Raw genomic sequence first — 16,195 nt, 5'->3', positions numbered from 1 at the left:
AAACAAATCATACAAAAACAAATTCAATGATCACCTCAACCAAGCAGTGGGTCTTACTATGTGCCTGCATCCTATCGACTATGGCAGCGCACCGAGGAAGTGCCCAATCCTTCACCAAGGATCCTTTTATCATCAAAATTGATACCCGGGGGACTAGCGAGTCCATTACAGGGAACCCCGATGAAACCGAACTTCAACCGCTTCTTTGGACAACGAATACCAATAGCAATGACAAGACTGTAGGAATAGACTGGGAGAACGATGGCACGATTGATACCACCTTTGAGACAACCTCACAGACTCCTCCTGTAGGCCACCAATACGATACGCCAGGCGTTTATGAGGTTGCATTATACGGAGATGGATTGGTCTCGTTTTCAATAAGAAATGCTCACAATCAACTTATGAGCGTAGAAGATTGGGGAGAAATGACCTGGGGCTCGGCTTCCAGTATGTTTGAAAAGGCATACCATTTAACGTCTATTGACCTGGTTAACACTCCTACGTTTATTGCTGATAGTTTTGGATTTAATTGTAGTAGTATGTTTAAAGACTGTAGCTCTTTACAGATTGATTCTTTAAATCACTGGGATATGTCTGAAGTAACTAGTACTTCTGATATGTTTCGGGGAAGCTCCTTCAATGGGGCGATTGGAGACTGGGATGTTAGCAAGGTTGAGCGTATGTCCGGAATGTTTAGAAGTACGACGGCGTTCAATCAGGATATCGGCAGCTGGGACGTGTCATCCGTCACCGCTATGCTATACATGTTTCAATTCGCCAAGGCGTTCAATCAGGATATTGGCAACTGGGATGTTAGCAACGTCACCGATATGTCAGGTATGTTTCAAAGCGCCGAGGCGTTCAATCAGGATATTGGCAGCTGGAATGTCAGCAAGGTCACTAATATTACAAGTATGTTTAAAGATGCCAAACTGTTCAATCAGGATATTGGCAGCTGGGATGTCAGTAAAGTGACCAACATGATTAGTGTGTTTGAAAATGCAGCGGCATTCAACCAGGATATCAGCAGCTGGAATGTCAGCAAGGTCACCAAAATGCCATTTATGTTTAGCGGCGCCAAATTGTTCAATCAAGACCTCAGTAACTGGGATGTATCCAAGGTTACGGATATAGGGTTTATGTTCAATAAGGCAGAGGCGTTCAATCAGGATATCAGCAGCTGGGATGTCAGCAGCGTAGAGAAAATGTCTTCCATGTTTAAAGAAGCGAAGGCGTTCAACCAAAATATCGGCAGTTGGAACGTAGCATCAGTTAAGACGATGGAAGGCTTATTTGAAAAGGCAGAGGCGTTCAATCAAAACTTAGGCAACTGGGATATTAGCTCGGTAACGAATATGGCATCTATGCTTTCCAATTGTGATAGTATGAGCACGGCCAATTATGACTCTACCCTTATCGGTTGGGCCAGCCTGCAGATGGTCCCGCAGAATATTACTTTAGGTGCTAATGGACTGACCTACTGCGAGTCCAAGGATACAAGACAGACGCTGATCGAACAGCACAACTGGACTTTTTCCGGTGATAGCGATGGATGCCCCCCTACCTTCGACGGCACGCCTATGGTCATCAAAATTGATACCCGTGGGACTAGCCAGTCTAGTACCGGAAACAGCAGCGATGCGAGTATTGAACGTATCTTTTTTGACCGTGAATACAATAGTGCCCCAGCTTATGTAGGTGTTGACTGGGAAAATGACGGGGAGGTCGATGAGTTCTTCTATTCTTCTTCAAGTAGTTCCTTTGACGGCTTCCTCGCCCATGAATATGAGATGCCCGGGGTTTACGAAATAGCCTTGTATGCTGATGTATCCGCCCAGTTCTATATCGAGGACTGCAAATATGAGCTGCTGAGTGTGGAGCAGTGGGGCAGCTTCCCTCTAAGTACTGCAGAGGTTATGTTTAAAGACGCCAAGCACCTCCTTTCAGTTGATGAAGGTAACGCCCCCGTCCTGGACAGCGTAGGAAGTATGGAACAAATGTTCATAGGTTGTACTTCTCTCGAAGTGAGCTCTTTGAACGGCTGGGATGTTTCTAATATTACCAATATGAAAGAAATGTTCAAGGGAGCAGCGGCTTTCAATGGGGATATGAGCCAATGGGATGTGAGCAGTGTGACCAATATGGAGGGGATGTTCGAAGATGCCGAATCTTTTAATCAGGATATTGGCAGCTGGGATGTCAGCAGTGTGACCAATATGAGTGATATGTTCGGCGGAGCCAACTCTTTTAATCAGGATATTGGCAGCTGGGATGTCAGCAGTGTGACCACTATGAGTGGTATGTTTGACGATGCCGAATCTTTTAATCAGGATATTGGCAGCTGGGATGTCAGCAGTGTGACCACTATGAGTCGTATGTTTGACGATGCCGAATCTTTTAATCAGGATATTGGCAGCTGGGATGTCAGCAGCGTGACCAACATGAGAACTATGTTCGGCGGAGCCAACTCTTTTAATCAGGATATTGGCAGCTGGGATGTCAGCAGTGTGACCAATATGGGTAGTATGTTCTCTAGCTGCTACGAGTTTAATCAGGATATTGGCAGCTGGGATGTCAGCAGTGTGACCAAAATGGATGGTATGTTTTCTAACTGCTCCGAGTTCAATCAGGATATTGGTAGCTGGGATGTCAGCAGTGTGACCGGCATGAGTGGTATGTTTAGTTACTCCTCCTTTAATCAGGATATCAGCAGCTGGGATGTCTCGTCCGTTACAGATATGTCATATATGTTTCGTGATGCCTATGCATTCAATCAACCTCTTAACAGCTGGGATGTCAGCCATGTGACCAACATGAGTCATATGTTTGCCTCGAATCCTTTTTATGGCAATTATGTATTCAATCAGGATATCAGCAGCTGGGATGTCAGCAGTGTGACCAAAATGGATAATATGTTCAACGATGCCGAATCTTTTAATCAGGATATCAGCAGCTGGGATGTCTCGTCTGTTACGGATATGGCTCAAGTGTTTCTTAACTGTGAAAACTTCAATCAAAATCTTGGAAGTTGGGAGGTCTCAAATGTGGAGAGCATGTCGGGGATGTTTTCCGGCACCAGTATGAGTACGGCTAACTATGACTCCACACTCATTGGCTGGGCCAGCCTGCCTACCCTGCAGCAGAATGTTACCTTAGGTGCCGACAGCCTGACCTATTGCGATTCCGAAGATGCCAGGCAAACACTTACCAGCCAGTACTCCTGGAGTTTCGTAGGCGATAGTGAACTATGCGCTATTCCCCCGGATGCCATATGCAAAGACTTTACGGTAGACATCAGCCCGCAGTGCGACCCCTATCTGCCAGACCCCGAAGTATTCAATGACAACTCCACCGACCCCAACCCCGGGCAGGCAGAGACCTTTACCTTTTCTCTGCTTGAGGGCACTGCAACCTTTGACCTTGGCGACCATGACGTCAACCTGATCGTTACGGACATAGATGGGCTCTCTGACACCTGCCAGGCCACTCTCCATGTCGTTGACTCTATGCTCATACCTGAACCCTACAGTGAGCTTGACCTCGGTAATCAGGGCGCTAACGGCAGCTCCTACAGCTTCGATGCCTGCATAACACGCGAATATTCTATCTCTACCGGTGCCGTCCTGTCAGATGGTGCCACAAGTGACAATATGGCGACTATAACCCGCGAGCTTTGTGGCTCGGGTGCTTATATTGCCGCTCAAATCAGTAGTGTGGAGGGCGGTTATGCAGGGGTTTTCCTCCGTACAGGCACAGAGGCGAACGATGCTGTAGCAGGTATCTTTAAGGGTAGCGGCTCTATACATCAGACCCTGACCAGGAGCATGGATAATGCACCTGGCAATTTAAGTTTCGTTATACCTAATAACCCGAGCAATACCGGATGGGTGGCTATTCTGCGAGATGGAGACTATCTGCGGTTTTACAATAGCAGCAACGGCAGGAACTGGCAAAAGATTGGCAGCCCGGCCTATCTTCCGGGGGACTGTGTACAAGCGGGCATTGCGGTTTATGGAGTGACGGCCCAGGCGGATGTCTCCGCTGTAGTTAGCAAGATTAAAGCGGGGGAAAACTATGGAGCCGGGCTGAGCGACGGCTCTGCGCCTGTATTCGCTTCCCCACAGCAGGATCATGCCCCCAAGGCTATACTCGTGCCCAACCCAGCCACCCATCAGGTGCAGCTACAGTTGCCACAGCCGCTCAATACACCGGCTGATATCAGCGTGACCAATCAGCTCGGACAGCCTTTGCTTCGGCAGCAAGCTCCTGCTGGAGCCATCACTGTCGATCTCAATCTTGATCAGCTACCGGCAGGTTTGTACTATGTGAACCTCAATACAGGACACCGTATCATCAACCTCCCGATGGTCAAGCAGTAAAATAATCCAATGTGCCTTCTGGCGCCCTGGCTTACCCAACTGGATAAGCTGGGGCGCCCCTGTTTTGGGAAAGACGGAATCCGTTTACTTCTATTGATCAGCACTAAATATCCCGATCCTTTCACCTACGTCCCCTGCAAACGCGCAGTCTTCCCCCACCAAAACAATGAGCACGCCATGTACCGAAAGCCTTATTGAAACGGCCGGCTTTTTCTTGCAGGCTCGGAAACAGCAGATGCCTTCCCGGGGTATATGGAAGGCGCAGTCAGGAGCGCGGAATGGGTTTATCAGGCGTTGAGCAAATCACCTGCGCTTTAGTACCGGAATAAATGATGAATCCTGTTAAATTCAGCATTCAAAAACAACAGCTCATGGAAAGCAAGTATCTGTTCTGGTTAATTGCAGGGGGGCTCATCATAGGCTTCTTGAGTGCCTGTTCTCCTGCACTAAACAAGGAGACTGCCGGCGCCTCAGCTAAGGAACGCCCCGGTATTAATATGCAGCCTTTGGAGGGTGCAGAAGTACTATTTGACGGATCAAGAGCCATGCTGGAGGAGAAGTGGACGTACTGGGAAGGCCCGCGCTTTTCAGCAGAGCTGCCCATCAAGTGGCAGATCGTCGAGGACCCGGTTGATAAAGGCACGGCACTGAACAGCAACGACCCTGCTTCAAAAGGCGGCCTGTACGGTTCGGCTGATATTGTAACGAAAAAGAAGTACCGGGATTTCCGCCTGCATGTAGAATTCCTGGTGCCCAGTGAGGGGGGCAATAGTGGCGTTTATCTTCAAAACCGGTATGAAATCCAAATCCTGGATGGGGACAGTACAAAGCATGGCATGGCCACGGTCATTAACGAGACGGAATCCCCTTACGCCTTTTATAACGGAACTGGTCAGTGGAATGCCTATGATATCACCTTCCGAGCTGCCCGGTTTGAAAATGGCAAACTCACGGAGCAACCGCTGGTCAGCCTGTATTTCAACGGGCAAAAAGTCCACCAAAACGTCCCCATCAATAAAGTCTGGGGCGGAAAGTTCTCCGGATTAGACGGCGGAAACAATAAAGGCTTTGGCATTACGGATACTCCCGGTGGCATCAAACTACAGGCAGAAGGGCACGATGTCTTGTACCGGAATATCTGGATTAAGGAACTGGAGCTGGACAGGGCGGATACAGACTTTTAGTGTTGCAAGCATTGCTAACCCGGTTAATCGATTACAGGCCCAGGTATATACCTGCCTATACCGGTAGTTTTACCTACAGCCTCTGAAGAGGCAACCAGGCTACATTATCCAGGAATAGAAAAACATTTCGCAAAGTATTAAGCACTGATTTTTCAAAATCTAAATATGCATATCGCCCTTACATTCTTTTGATCTGTGGACAGTTAGCCCTTCCGCTTTAATTTGCGGGCTTTTCTAAATGCTTTAACTCCAAGTATTGTAAGCAGAGTGGGGAGCATCCATACAATGAGCAATAAACACCCCATCCCTGCTTCCCAACATACTAGTACGGCACCTACAATTGAAACAGGTATGGAGACTAAAGCGAGAATGACAAGAACGACACCCAGCGCCCGAAAAAGCTTCACTTCGCGAGACACCTTGACTTTTTGTTTTTCCTTAAGTTGCTGCCGTTCATTAAGCCTTTCCCTATACAAATTCGTTCCTTTCCAAATCACCTGCCTGCCAGAAGCATAATGCGCCTCAGCCAGCATAGAGGTCGGTATAACATATTTCTTGGTTTCATCGTCACAATCGGTATACTTCAATACTTTTGAGTTCACTTTGGTGATCTTGACGAGTATTTGTTCTCCGGACATCAAAATGACGGTATCACAATCTATAAAGTCCTTTGCAGGGTTTACTGCTCCGAAGAGCACCGTAGTGGCAGAAAAAATTGCAAACCCAGCGATTAAAAGTCTAAGGGTAATACTTTCTGATTTCATATCTCAAGAAATTTGATGACACCCTATAGAATAACCCGAGTGAAAGAATAATTCAATGATAAACCTCATCTGCTCCATTCATCCGAGTTTAGTAATGTTGGGTTTGTACAGGGCATGAATTAGCATTTTTGCCAGATCAAAGAACGCTAGCCCGTCTGCTCCCGCTTAGCCTTAAGAAGCAGCATCTTACTCCACATGATTAAAAGAACCGGCAGAACCAGAACAAACGCTGATACAAATAACCCAATTAAAAAAATAAGAAAAGGCACGCCTGACATAAAAACCAAATAAAATAAAAAATAGGCCGAACTTGGGGCAAGAGGTGCGATCAACAATCCCAAAACGAGCAGGGTAATGCCCAACAGCCGATATAAACCTACTGGTTTTGACCTTGAGGCTTTCCGCACTCTTCGGGACTTGAAATCGATATGTTTCCCGGAAGCATAACGGACCTCAGCCAGGATCGCCGTTTCAATCGTGTATGTCTTTGACGCATCCCTGCAATCGGTCACCCTTAATCGTCCAAAGCCCCGTTGGATTTTGCTTGCCAGGACTTGTCCGCCTGTATTCATAATTATGGTATCACAGGGGTTACCCTCTTTATAGCCTGTAGCGCTGGCTACGGATTGGATGTTTGCTAAAGCGAAGAATAATAGAAGGGCTGCTGATGGCAAACAGGTAATTAATCTCATTATGGCCTGGGGTTTGGTAGCTGCCTGAAATATAACGATACTTCAACTAAGGGGCAAATGCCAGCTTTATCATTACTTCGGGCTTTGGGCTATCTTTACAGAAAATGTAAAGGCCAGAACTCAAGACTATGATCAAGTTTTTCCGGAAAATACGACAACAGTTAATTGCTGAAAAGCGCGTCAGACAATATTTGCTATATGCCCTGGGGGAAATCGTATTGGTGGTCGCTGGCATCCTCATCGCCCTGGCCATAAATAACGGCAATGAGCAGCGACTGACCCGGGACAAGGAACAAGTGTACCTGAAGGGATTGCAGGAAGAGTTTAAGGTTAGTCAATACAAGCTTAAAAACCTCATCGCCCTCAATCAGCAAAACGCTGAAGGGGCCCGCACCTTACTCGGCTTTATGTCCGACTCTACGACACTCACGGATGAGGCTGCCTTCTCCAAGCTGATTTACAGCACCCTCGCTTACGATATCGCCTTCAACCCCAACAATTCGCTACTGAACGAGATGATCAACTCCGGCAGTCTCCGCGACTTATCCAACCCCGAACTGCGCCGCCGCCTAACCAACTGGATGGCCACCGTGGAGGATGTCGCCCGGCAGGAACAAGACCAGGAACAGGAACGCAAGCGTATTCTCAATACCTTCCTAAGCGATCGCTACAGTATCCGGACGGTTTTGGAGCAAGCTGGCCAGACAGCCGATGGGCTCGACTTGTCACCATCCGCCCAGCCACATTCTAATCTGGCTTTACTGCAATCTAAGTCTTTTGAGAACCACCTGCTCCTCTTTCTGCTGGCCTGCGCAGGCACCACAGACACGCATTACCTGCCCCTGATGGAAGAGCTGGAGGCCATTTTGAAGTTGATCGACAGGGAGATTGAAAACTAGCTTTTTAGCTAAAAGCAGTAGCTTCACCACTACAAATCAAATGCCGCAGACCATGAAAACCGGTTTCATTTTAGCCATCTTGCTTATCTTGGCTTCCTGCACCCCCAGGGAAGAAATCAGCTCTATCGATCCCGTCAATTGGGAAAAGCGGAAAATTGAAATCCCAAACCCTGATTCTCTGGCTTCAGGCACGACTTATTTATCGGTCTATTCCCAGATTTACAGTCAGACCGAGCACCGCACCCATGACCTTACGGCGACCATCAGCTTGCGCAATGTAAACCTAAAGGATACGGTGTATATCGAGGAGGCGGTGTACTACGATACCCATGGCACCCCAATCCGAAACTATTTTGCCAGGCCTATTTTTATTGCCCCTATGGAAACCGTTGAAATCGTCATTGACGAAATCGACCGAGAAGGAGGCACGGGTGCAAATTTTCTGTTCGACTGGCGGACTCCACCAAACTGTAATGCCCCCTTTTTTGAGGCGGTAATGATTTCCACATCAGGACAGCAGGGCATTTCCTTTGCCACAAAGGGCGTAAAGCTGCAGTATTAACATCAAAACGATCAGATTAACGGTAAGGTAACGGATTGGCTTTAACACCACGTCGGGTCATCTCCACCGGGAGTAGCAAGCCCTGCTCATCAAACTTTAATTCATCAATACAAACCTCCCGGTGATGGGGGTTATCAGTACCCAGCGGACGGCGGTGGTAGACCATATAGTAGCGGTCCTGCTCCGGCAGAATAATGACCGAATGGTGCCCCGCCCCGGTAGCAATAGCCGTATCCTGCTGCAGCACTTTGCCAATCCGCGCAAACGGACCGAATGGGGAATCTCCAATGGCATACGCCACACTGTAGTCGGGCCCCATCCAGCCGCCTTCCGACCACATGAAGTAGTACCGCCCGTTCCGTTTGAACATAAAAGGCCCTTCCACATACTGGTCCGGTGTAATTTCCTTGTACACCTCGCCATCTTCAAAAGGTACCGCACGCAACAGGTCATCGCTCAGCCTCACGATATTGCAGTGCCGCCATCCGCCATAGATGAGGTACGCCTGGCCGTCATCATCTTTGAATACGAAAGGGTCTATCGGTTGTGCTCCATGCTCAAAAGTACTAATCAGAGGCTTGCCCAAAGCATCCTTGAAGGGCCCCGAAGGCTGATCAGCCACCGCCACGCCTATGCCGCCCAATTCGGCTTCGCTTTGGATATCGTTAGCCGAAAAGAAAAGATAGTATTGCCCATTCGCCTCAGTGATGGCTGGCGCCCAAATCGCGTAGGAGGCCCAGTCTGCCCATTCAATATCGAACACCCTCGGGTGGCGCTCCCAGTGGACCAGGTCCCGGGAAGAAAAGGCATCAAAAAAAGTCTGCTCCACGTACTGCTCATTGATGGCGTTTTTGCGCAGGGCCAGTTGTGCCGGAGTCGTTTTGGAGGGCCGCCGCTGCTGCGGATAGTGATCGGAAAAAGTGGGGTAAATCCAATACTGCTGTCCAAAGATAATCCCTTCCGGATCGGCGTACCAACCGGGGAAAACAGGGTTTGTAGCAGAAGATTTTTCTTTATGCTCTGCAAATTTAGGCGAGCAGGCAACGCAAAACCACAAGGGTAGAAGCCAGATAGCAAAGACGATTTTTGATGACATAAAGGCAGTGATTTTTGATGACCGATAGTCCCGCAAATAATCATTTTTCCGGCAAAAAACGGCACACTTGCATCTCATTTTCAAATAACAGGACGGATAAAAATAACGGCAGGTAGTTTATACAAAGAATTTCCTACCTTTAAGCTATAGATTTACCCAATTGACTGCATGCGACCACTAACCTCATGGCTATTGCTGTTCCTGATCACCTTCCAGTGGATGGCCGGGCATTTAGTGGTGGAAACCCTCCACGTTATAGAAGTGCAGCGCAAAATGGACCAGCGTGAGGCACAATTGGCGGAGGCTCTCAAAGCCAGCACCGGTGCCTCCTATCAGGTCGCTATCATTGAAGAAGATTTCCATCCGGCTTTGATTGGCTACAGCAGTCAGTTCATTTTAACAGAAGAAATCGGAGGCGAAACCATACACTACAAAATCGCGGCAGACTCCACTCGATTGATAGAGTACCTGCAGGCTATGCCCCCAGTTTCAGAAGACTCGAACAGCGAACGGGCTTTGCTCGACCAGCTGTTTTCCAAATTCAGGGTAGACCCGCCGCTGCACCCTCTGCCATCGGTGCCGGTCGCCACTGCCCGGGGTTCGTTTTTCTTTCAGCAGCCAGCCTCCACGGCCAGCCTATCGCTCCCTGACCCTCCTCCCAGAGCCTGATTTCCTCACCTGAAATCAATTGGCCAATTTAAATCTTTGGAGCACACGGACTCCCTGAACGCGATTCAGGAGGGTTGACTGTTACTTAGAGACCTGTCTGTACCGTGCCTGCCCATCTAAAACTTATTCTCAATGAATACCCATTATAAAAGTATTTTGACCCTAATGCTATTCGCCAGCCTAAGTACTCTGCAATTGCGGGGACAAGGCTGCGTGGCCATCCGCCACTTCTCTTCCTGTGGCGGCAACAATCTTTCCTCCAACCTCCTGTCTGCTGGTGAATGGCAGATCGGGATGAACTACCGCTACTTCAAATCCTTCCGCCACTTTCGGGGCACGCACGAGGAGCCCGACCGGGTTTCGAATGAGACGGAAGTCATCAACCATGCCCACGCCTGGGACTTTTCGGTCAACTACAGCCTGAGCAACCGAATGTACGCCACGGCCATCCTCCCATTTGTGGTCAACACCCGTTCTTCCTTATACGAACATGGCCGGGAGGAGCGCAATACGACCTTTTCCCGCGGCCTTGCTGATGTGCGGCTGGGCCTGGGTTACTGGCTCTTCGACCCTGCGCGCAGCCCCAAAGGCAACCTCGCACTCGGGTTGGGCGTGAAGCTACCCACGGGCGACTATAATGCAACGGACATTTTTTACAACGTCGGACCGGAAGGCACCCCTCAGGTCCGTCCCGTAGACCAGTCTAGCCAACCTGGCGATGGCGGTTTTGGCCTGACAGTAGACTTGCAGTTCTTCCAGCAGCTGTCTCCCACACTTTTTGCTTACGCTGGTGCTTTTTACCTGGCCAATCCCAGGGAGACGAATGGCGTTCGCACATTTCGGGAAACGCTTAGCCCGATTCTGCAAAATGAATCCATCATGTCGGTACCGGACCAATACGGGCTGCGGGGCGGATTCAGCTACAATACCCCTGTGCCTGCTTTGAGCGTATCCATTGGTGCCCGTTACGAAGCCGTGCCGGTAGAGGACCTCATCGGCGGCAGTGGGGGGTTCCGGCGGCCCGGAGAAGTGCTGTCGCTGGAGCCCGGGCTGACCCTCATGAACAGCCGGACGACGGTCAGCCTTTCTGTACCAGTCGCTATGCTCCGCAACCGCCCTCAGAGCCTTACCGACCTGGAAACTGAGCAGGCCACCGGGCAGCCCCGAAACGGTGATGCCGCATTCGCGGATTACCTGATCAATTTCAGTGTGGCGTACCGGATTGCGCCGGACGACGCAAAAGCACCGGCACCTTTTAATCTGGATTAAAGCGGCAGGCTAGCCAAGCCGCCTGCTGCTGCAGCGCCTAACGAACCCTATTGCCGGGCCGGCCTTCTGGCTGGCCCTTTTTTATTTAACTTTAAAGCGACTACGCAGTGTTCGTCCACTACAACCTCTGGGACTGCGACCCGCCCGCGCCTCCTAATCTGATTACCGTGCAGCAAGATGGGAATGCTGTTGAAGCTGTTGCTCAGATCACCAGGGAATTTGGTCGTGGCCTTTGCTTTGCCGGAGCAAAAAAACCGCAAATAAAGCTTACGCCCTTACTCCAGCGCCTGATACACCAGCGCCCTAAGCTTCGCGTGGTCGTCCAGCCCTCGGGCAGGGATGACTTGCGTGAAGTAGACCACCACGAGTTCCTCCACCGGGTCAACCCAATAATGGGAATGGTATGCACCACCCCAGCCGTAATCGCCCAAGGAGCCGAGCGTGCCGCGGGCACCAAGATCGGTAGCCACCTTAAAACCGAGCCCAAAGCCCTGCCCATCCGGTCCGTAAGGGATGTCGCGCATGTGGTCAACTGTCATTAGCTCAACTGACTTGCGGGACAGGATACGCTGCCCATTGTAAGTGCCGCCATTGAGCATCATTTGCAGGAAGCGGGCGTAGTCCATAGCGGTACTGAGCAGCCCTGCTCCACCGGAAAAGCTGGTCCGGGGACCTTCGACGTAGTGGCCTTGTCCACGCATGTGCCCGGGAGTGGGCGCGCGTTCCAGATTGTCCGCTTCTTTGGAATACACCGTAGCCAGGCGGCTGACTTTCTCCTCAGGCAGGTAAAAATGAGTATCTTCCATGCCCAGGGGCTCAAAGATGCGAGTGGTGAGAAACGCGTCCAAAGGCTGTCCGGAGACCACCTCAATCAGCACGCCGAGGATATCCGTATTGTAGCCGTATACAAAACGCTCACCAGGCTGTGCATTAAAGGGCAAAGCGGCCATCCGTCGTATCGTCTCCCGCACCGGCTCCTCCCGGTCCGCGAAGTACCAACCCTGAATGCCGGCGGCTTCCCAGACCTCTTCTGCCGGTCCGTAGCCATAACCGATACCTGCCGTGTGGGTCAGCAAGTCACGGATGGTGATCGGGCGCTCAGCTTTTACCACTTCGTACCCGCCTTCTTCCTTCGCCACCGCCACAGTGGTCTCCATATATTCCGGCAGGTATTTACCCACCGGGTCACCGATCAGCAGGCGTCCTTCTTCCTGCAACATCATAACCCCAACGCTGACAATCGCCTTGGTTTGGGAAGCGATACGGAAGATGGCATCCTTAGGCATGGGGTCGCCTTTTTCCATATCTCGCTGCCCAAAAGCCTTAAAGTAGGGCACCTGCCCCTTTCGGGCCACAAGAACCACCGCGCCAGGCAATTGCCCGTTATCCACATAATCCTGAAAAGTGCGGTCCAGATGCGCTAACCGGCCGGAGGAAAAACTGACGCTTTCAGGGACGACTTGCTGCAGCGCTTGCCCACTTATCAAGGTGGGTAGAATAATTAAACAGGTCAGCAGCAGAAAGTGGGAATGCATGTGCTTCATGGCAGTTGGTTTTCGTTGATATTTAGTCACTCAAAATACAAAGCTCCAGGCTTTTGCCAAAAGGAAAGCGTTTTCTGACTATTTTAATATTTTATCAACCGAACGAATGATGGCTTACCCAAAATACCTGTTCAGGCTTGTTGCGCTGTCCTGTACCTTACTGCCCGGCTTCGGGACAGAGGCTCAAAACCTCGTCCCTAATCCAGGCTTTGAATCGTACTTCGAGGATCCGGAACTGAGCGTCAATGGTGTCAATGCTACCGCAGACTGGTTCAAATTTGAATACACCACGGAATTCTTTCACAGGACCTACCCTCCAATTGCGGGTGTGCCCTTCAATCAGCGCGGCTATCAGGAACCCTTCGAAGGGAATGGCTACGCAGGGATGATCGTTTACCCCTGGAATGTCAGAGAGTTCCTTGCCGTTCAATTAACAGAACCGCTGGAGGGCGGACAGGTCTACACGCTAAGCTTTCAGGTCAGCCTTTCCGAGCAGTCAGGCTATATGACCGATGACTTTGGGGCTATGCTGTTGCAGGAGCGCCCGGAGCAGGATAGCTTAAGCAAATATTACTACGTAGTTAAAAACCAGGAAGGACGGGTATTATCCGATACGTCCGGATGGATGGAAATCCGCGGGCAGTACCTTGCTCAGGGCGGCGAACAATACCTGCTCATTGGTAATTTATACGGCCAGACCCAGACCACCTTTCAGGAAACGGCAGTTGAGGATAGCCGGTTCTGGGCTTACTACTTTGTGGACCAGGTGGAACTGACCCGCTGCGGCGAAACAGGAGGTATGCTTACCCAACTACCCCTACAGGACACTATCATTTGCGACAGCGGCAATGCCCGGCTCGAAGCCCTGCCCGATGCCGATAGCTACCAGTGGGTTGGGCAGGATGTGCAGCAGCAATTCCAAACCCGGATGCCCGGGCAGTACGTCGTTAACAACTTCTACGGCTGCGATATCATTCAACAAACATTCGAGGTGCAAACGGATGGTTGTTTTTGCGACCTGATTATGCCCTCACCTCTTCGGCTTTCTGCCCCACTGATCCCCATTCCTTCCCGAAATATAGAAGACTACACCCTGGAGCTGTTTACTTCTTCTGGTCAAAAGGTATGGTCCGGCAGCGCGGCCAGTCTTGACCAGGCGCAATGGCCCCGGGCAGCCGGTGCTTACTTCTGGCGTGCGCGTCTCCAATGCTTCCGGGAATTGGATATGCAACCGTTCCAGCGCACGGTGAGCGGTCGGATTATTGTCGTCGATTAGTCTACACTAAACGGAAAAGCAGGCATAGCCCATTGAAAGCAATATTCATTTCTCAACTTAGACTAAATAAAAGAGTTTGTAAATTTGGGCTCTGTTGAAACATACACTAACACATAAATGCCCTTCTCAGATGGACAAACGCAAGCTCAGCAACACCTTTCGGGTTTACCACCGTTACCTCGGCTTCTTTCTGGCTGGCATAATGGCCGTCTATGCCATTAGCGGCGTGGTGCTGATTTTCCGCAAAACGGACTTCCTCAAAAAAGAAACCGTAATTGAAAAACAGCTCCCTCCGGCCACCACCACTGCTGAACTCGGAAAGGCGCTCAATATTAAGAACCTCAAGGTCGAAAAAACAGAGGGCAGCCTGGTCTACTTTGAGAATGGCACCTTTGATCAGTCTACTGGCATGGCTCAGTATACCGTAAAAAAATTACCGCTGGTGCTGGATAAAATGACGGGCCTACACAAAGCCACTACGAACAGCCCTTTGTATTTTCTCAATATTTTCTTCGGAGTATCCTTGCTGTTTTTTGTGATTTCCGCATTCTGGATGTTCATGCCAGGTACCGATATCTTCAAAAAGGGGCTTTATTTCACCGCCGGGGGCATCATCCTGACGCTGATCATGCTGATGCTTTAAAGCAGCGCCACCGCCGGTATCCATCGGGAGGTGACCCGTGAAGCCTCCGGTACTGTCCGCTGAACGGTAAAGAGGTGAGCAGAAGCGGACCGCCCCCTGAGCGTCGCCTCACCCAGCCTTTTCACCTGATCAGCAGGCGTTAGCTTCACCTGCTGCAGCATTTCCTCAGAAAGGAGCAGGTCTACGCCGTAGCTGTTGCACAGCCCCTGAATGCGGGCGGTGGCATTGAGCACATCGCCGGAAAACAGGATTTCCTTTTTGATCATCCCTATCTCACCCGTGGTCACCCTGCCTAAATGTATGCCGGCTTTGAAGGCAGGTACTACCCCAAAACTTTGCTTAAACCACAGGGCTTTGGACCGCAGGCTGTCCCGCATGGCGAAGAAGCAATCTAGTGGCCGGTTGTCCTTTTGCCCCTGCCGGTACGGCCAGGAAAGAATGATTTCGTCCCCAACGTACTGGTAGATTTCACCGCCGTGGTCGATGATGGCTTCCGAAAAACAATCGTAATAGGCCTTCAGCAGGTGGAAGTATCTTTGATGCCCAAGCTGCTCCGCAATCGTCGTGGAAGACTTCATATCCAGGAACATGAATACCCGGTCTTCCTCTACTGGACGGTGGTAGCGCCCGGTGAAGAAGTTATTCAGGACATTTTGCCCCATAAACTCACTGATTTCAGCGTAAAACAGGGACAGCAGCAGGCTTGCGCCCAATTGCACGCCTGTGCTCAGGTGGGTGATGCTCGTGAGATAATCCAGGTACCGTACCCACACTTCCCGCCCCAGGATACTTGTTCCCATCTCCAGGCTCGCCGCCACCGGGAAAGTCACCAAGATCACAAACGAAAAAATACCGGCATAGGCCATCAGCTTAAGAAACAAGCGCCGGGCAAAGTGCAGGTGCCCCAGCCAGGGGTCCAGGAAGCGCAGCTCCAGATAGCCCGTGAAAAAGCCAGCTACGGTCACCGCAAAGCTAGCCACTACAAATATGCGCCAGTCCATCTGTATGACGGTGGAAGGCAGGGTGTCGATGCCGGCTGTAGCCGCATGCTCAATCAGCAGGAACACCCAACCGGCAAAAAGCCAGATCAGCCCAAAGGGCAGCAGGCGGGTGAGGAAGCGTTTTGTCCGGGGTGGTATCATGGTATGCTTTTTACTTGAATAATGGCACAATGATACCGCCCCCCGGGCTTGCAATCGTTCGGCTTTACATTTT

Annotated in this window: 13 protein-coding genes and 1 pseudogene; 9 read left to right on the top strand and 5 right to left on the bottom strand. The window is 50.4% G+C overall.

What is annotated here, in order from left to right; all coding sequences use genetic code 11:
* The first annotated feature begins 26 nt into the window (after positions 1-26).
* The 3 genes and pseudogenes from ACO08I_RS21350 to ACO08I_RS21340 all read left to right on the top strand — a co-directional run bounded on the left by ACO08I_RS21350 (position 27) and on the right by ACO08I_RS21340 (position 5,566).
* Positions 27-4,382, top strand: coding sequence for a BspA family leucine-rich repeat surface protein (locus ACO08I_RS21350; RefSeq protein WP_421947028.1), 4,356 nt, complete (start codon positions 27-29; stop codon positions 4,380-4,382).
* A gap of 210 nt (positions 4,383-4,592) precedes the next feature.
* Positions 4,593-4,700 (top strand): annotated as a pseudogene (locus ACO08I_RS21345) (hypothetical protein); the annotation flags it as partial.
* Positions 4,701-4,753: 53 nt separating this feature from the next.
* A complete protein-coding gene (locus tag ACO08I_RS21340; RefSeq protein WP_421947027.1) occupies positions 4,754-5,566 on the top strand; it encodes a 3-keto-disaccharide hydrolase in 813 nt (270 codons plus the stop codon).
* A 203-nt stretch (positions 5,567-5,769) separates the two neighbouring features.
* Here the strand turns inward: ACO08I_RS21340 and ACO08I_RS21335 are convergent, their stop codons facing one another.
* Both ACO08I_RS21335 and ACO08I_RS21330 read right to left on the bottom strand, forming a co-directional pair.
* Positions 5,770-6,330: a hypothetical protein gene (locus tag ACO08I_RS21335; protein ID WP_282783185.1), complete on the bottom strand. Its 561-nt coding sequence runs from the start codon at positions 6,328-6,330 to the stop codon at positions 5,770-5,772.
* A 146-nt stretch (positions 6,331-6,476) separates the two neighbouring features.
* Complete coding sequence (locus ACO08I_RS21330; RefSeq protein ID WP_282783184.1) at positions 6,477-7,022, bottom strand: hypothetical protein; 546 nt, start codon at positions 7,020-7,022, stop codon at positions 6,477-6,479.
* A 128-nt stretch (positions 7,023-7,150) separates the two neighbouring features.
* Between ACO08I_RS21330 and ACO08I_RS21325 the strand changes: the two genes are divergently transcribed.
* Complete coding sequence (locus ACO08I_RS21325) at positions 7,151-7,921, top strand: DUF6090 family protein (RefSeq protein ID WP_421947026.1); 771 nt, start codon at positions 7,151-7,153, stop codon at positions 7,919-7,921.
* Positions 7,922-7,973: 52 nt separating this feature from the next.
* A complete protein-coding gene (locus ACO08I_RS21320) occupies positions 7,974-8,483 on the top strand; it encodes a DUF3124 domain-containing protein (RefSeq protein ID WP_421947025.1) in 510 nt (169 codons plus the stop codon).
* Positions 8,484-8,499: 16 nt separating this feature from the next.
* On the opposite strand, the gene ACO08I_RS21315 is transcribed toward ACO08I_RS21320, so the two are convergent.
* Positions 8,500-9,579: a glycoside hydrolase family 43 protein gene (locus ACO08I_RS21315; RefSeq protein ID WP_421947024.1), complete on the bottom strand. Its 1,080-nt coding sequence runs from the start codon at positions 9,577-9,579 to the stop codon at positions 8,500-8,502.
* A 168-nt stretch (positions 9,580-9,747) separates the two neighbouring features.
* On the opposite strand from ACO08I_RS21315, the gene ACO08I_RS21310 reads away from it, so the two are divergent.
* Positions 9,748-10,248, top strand: a complete 501-nt coding sequence (locus ACO08I_RS21310; protein WP_421947023.1) for a hypothetical protein — start codon at positions 9,748-9,750, stop codon at positions 10,246-10,248.
* Positions 10,249-10,380: 132 nt separating this feature from the next.
* Complete coding sequence (locus ACO08I_RS21305) at positions 10,381-11,517, top strand: hypothetical protein (RefSeq protein WP_421947022.1); 1,137 nt, start codon at positions 10,381-10,383, stop codon at positions 11,515-11,517.
* 275 nt (positions 11,518-11,792) lie between these two features.
* Here ACO08I_RS21305 and ACO08I_RS21300 read toward each other — a convergent pair whose 3' ends face one another.
* Positions 11,793-13,061 carry a serine hydrolase domain-containing protein gene (locus tag ACO08I_RS21300; RefSeq protein ID WP_421947021.1) on the bottom strand — a complete coding sequence of 423 codons (1,269 nt, stop codon included), beginning with the start codon at positions 13,059-13,061 and terminating at the stop codon, positions 11,793-11,795.
* Positions 13,062-13,167: 106 nt separating this feature from the next.
* Here ACO08I_RS21300 and ACO08I_RS21295 point away from each other — a divergent pair, with 106 nt between their 5' ends.
* Positions 13,168-14,337 carry a hypothetical protein gene (locus tag ACO08I_RS21295; RefSeq protein ID WP_282777925.1) on the top strand — a complete coding sequence of 390 codons (1,170 nt, stop codon included), beginning with the start codon at positions 13,168-13,170 and terminating at the stop codon, positions 14,335-14,337.
* Between the two features lie 130 nt (positions 14,338-14,467).
* Positions 14,468-14,980 carry a hypothetical protein gene (locus tag ACO08I_RS21290; RefSeq protein WP_421947020.1) on the top strand — a complete coding sequence of 171 codons (513 nt, stop codon included), beginning with the start codon at positions 14,468-14,470 and terminating at the stop codon, positions 14,978-14,980.
* Here the strand turns inward: ACO08I_RS21290 and ACO08I_RS21285 are convergent.
* The gene (locus tag ACO08I_RS21285) at positions 14,977-16,122 is read right to left on the bottom strand and encodes an adenylate/guanylate cyclase domain-containing protein (protein ID WP_421947019.1); all 1,146 of its coding nucleotides are present in this window, start codon (positions 16,120-16,122) and stop codon (positions 14,977-14,979) included. The genes ACO08I_RS21290 and ACO08I_RS21285 overlap by 4 nt on opposite strands.
* Between the last annotated feature and the right edge of the window lie 73 nt (positions 16,123-16,195).

Source organism: Phaeodactylibacter xiamenensis (assembly GCF_965229835.1).
GTDB classification, from domain to species: Bacteria; Bacteroidota; Bacteroidia; order Chitinophagales; family Saprospiraceae; genus Phaeodactylibacter; species Phaeodactylibacter xiamenensis.
Note: the sequence above shows the minus strand (reverse complement) of the source record. Positions and strands in the feature narration are given on the sequence as shown.

What these genes read in the sequence shown, in the direction of transcription:
- ACO08I_RS21350 (WP_421947028.1), top strand. Translation starts at nt 27, where the DNA reads ATGATCACCTCAACCAAGCAGTGGGTCTTACTATGTGCCTGCATCCTA.
- ACO08I_RS21340 (WP_421947027.1), top strand. Translation starts at nt 4,754, where the DNA reads ATGGAAAGCAAGTATCTGTTCTGGTTAATTGCAGGGGGGCTCATCATA.
- ACO08I_RS21335 (WP_282783185.1), bottom strand. Translation starts at nt 6,330, where the DNA reads ATGAAATCAGAAAGTATTACCCTTAGACTTTTAATCGCTGGGTTTGCA.
- ACO08I_RS21330 (WP_282783184.1), bottom strand. Translation starts at nt 7,022, where the DNA reads ATGAGATTAATTACCTGTTTGCCATCAGCAGCCCTTCTATTATTCTTC.
- ACO08I_RS21325 (WP_421947026.1), top strand. Translation starts at nt 7,151, where the DNA reads ATGATCAAGTTTTTCCGGAAAATACGACAACAGTTAATTGCTGAAAAG.
- ACO08I_RS21320 (WP_421947025.1), top strand. Translation starts at nt 7,974, where the DNA reads ATGAAAACCGGTTTCATTTTAGCCATCTTGCTTATCTTGGCTTCCTGC.
- ACO08I_RS21315 (WP_421947024.1), bottom strand. Translation starts at nt 9,579, where the DNA reads ATGTCATCAAAAATCGTCTTTGCTATCTGGCTTCTACCCTTGTGGTTT.
- ACO08I_RS21310 (WP_421947023.1), top strand. Translation starts at nt 9,748, where the DNA reads ATGCGACCACTAACCTCATGGCTATTGCTGTTCCTGATCACCTTCCAG.
- ACO08I_RS21305 (WP_421947022.1), top strand. Translation starts at nt 10,381, where the DNA reads ATGAATACCCATTATAAAAGTATTTTGACCCTAATGCTATTCGCCAGC.
- ACO08I_RS21300 (WP_421947021.1), bottom strand. Translation starts at nt 13,061, where the DNA reads ATGAAGCACATGCATTCCCACTTTCTGCTGCTGACCTGTTTAATTATT.
- ACO08I_RS21295 (WP_282777925.1), top strand. Translation starts at nt 13,168, where the DNA reads ATGATGGCTTACCCAAAATACCTGTTCAGGCTTGTTGCGCTGTCCTGT.
- ACO08I_RS21290 (WP_421947020.1), top strand. Translation starts at nt 14,468, where the DNA reads ATGGACAAACGCAAGCTCAGCAACACCTTTCGGGTTTACCACCGTTAC.
- ACO08I_RS21285 (WP_421947019.1), bottom strand. Translation starts at nt 16,122, where the DNA reads ATGATACCACCCCGGACAAAACGCTTCCTCACCCGCCTGCTGCCCTTT.